Here is a 1,721-nt window from a genome sequence, read left to right on the forward strand (position 1 = left end):
TTTTTAGTCGAGACGCGTCCAGATTTTATCAACCCAAGTAAATTTTTAGGATCGGACTATTACTTAAAAAAGATTGGCAATTATAAGCCTGAGCACGTGTTCAAAAAGTTGGGGGATGCTTATTTTGAATATCGTCTGGTGGGTGAGCAAATCTTTGAACTGACAGGTAATCGCACTCTTCTTGATGTTGAAGATCCCAATGCTCAAATGCAAAGGCTCTATGACAATGCTGTGGAGCAGCAAGATCCCTTGGGGTTAGTGCTAGGCAAGCCCTTAACGCCTCAGCAAATTGCTGGGATCAAAAAGGATATGATCTGGCTTGAGACCCACCTTGTCGACGGACAAGAGGTCTTGGTACCCCACGTTTATTTGGCACCAAACACTTCTTTAGCACAAGATGTTTATGGGGCAAAAACGCAGCAAGGAAACCTTGCCAGTGCACGTTTGAAAGGCAATGGCGTCACTATAGAGACGGACCGTCTTACCAATAGCGGCACCATATCAAGTAATGGTGCATTGCATGTTTCGACTACGCAAACTTTGTTTAATGATGGTGGTTTTTTGCTTGGCAGCGGTGCTGTAGATCTCAGCAGTGGCGATCTTTTAGCCAACTCTTCAGGGGTTATTCTGGGGGATATCATCACCCTCAATGCGAAGACAATCATTGATGGTACTGCAAAAATCCGTGACACGAATGAATATGGTTTTGTTGATCGCAGTGGGCAGCAGGCTCAAATCATTTCTATACAGGATTTAAACATTCACTCCCTTGGCGATTTAAGCATGACTGGTGGCCAATGGAGCAGTGGCGGTCCGATGACGGTGATTGTCGATGGTTCTGCTACGTTTGGTTCATTAGTGCTAGAGAGTGACCATAAGGAGACATTGGAAAAAGGGCATTATAACGCCCAAAGCAGTGAGCACCGTTTGACAGAAGTCAACAGTGATGGAGATTTGACCATTGTCACAGGTGGTGAACTTAACCTTGGGGGAAAGTTTAAAGCCAAGGGCAATGGGGATTTCACCAGTGGTGGCGCTCTCAACGCGATTTCAGAGCAAGATTTTAACAGTTTTGATTTGGATCTGAGGGGCAAAGAAGGCGACAAATCGAAGCAAAAGAATAAGTTTCGTCAACAATCAACAGAAGTTACTACAAACAAAACCACGATAGAAACAGAGGGCAACCTCTCCATGCATGCGCAAAATGGAGATCTCACGCTTGATGCGGCAGGGCTATCAAGTGGTGGTCAGACGCATTTGGCATCAGATACGGGGAAGATCAAGTTTCTGACCAACAAGGATCAAGATTTTAAGGACGTTTATCAGCGTAATGAAAACCTTGTGTGGTGGAGTGAGAGCGATAAAGGTTACCTTAAGGAGACCATCGAGCATGTCACCATAGATGCTAAGGGTGGCATAAAGCTTGATGCGGGTGATGGCTTTGTTGTTGAGTATCAGGCAACCGGTGATTTAGACAAATCCCTTGAGCAATTGTCTCGCTCTCCAGGCATGGCATGGATCAAGCAACTGCGTGATGATCCAGAATTATCCAAGCAAGTGGATTGGCAAGCAGTTAAGGCTGAATTTAAAGACTGGGATTATAAAGCCCAAGGGCTGACAGAAGCCGGTGCGGCTCTCGTGGCATTGGCTGTCACGGCGGTTACGGGTGGAGCAGCCTCGGGCGCTGCCAGTGCCATTACCGGTGCTTTGGGGCTTGGCTC

1 protein-coding gene is annotated in these 1,721 nt (G+C 46.5%); it reads left to right on the forward strand.

What is annotated here, in order from left to right:
- Positions 1 to 1,721, forward strand: a 1,721-nt coding sequence (locus tag ACFINE_RS09650) for a hemagglutinin repeat-containing protein (protein WP_375621880.1), incomplete at both ends; no start/stop codon positions are given.

It is taken from the genome of Bartonella sp. AA97HXZ, from assembly GCF_042196985.1.
Classification (GTDB): Bacteria; Pseudomonadota; Alphaproteobacteria; order Rhizobiales; family Rhizobiaceae; genus Bartonella.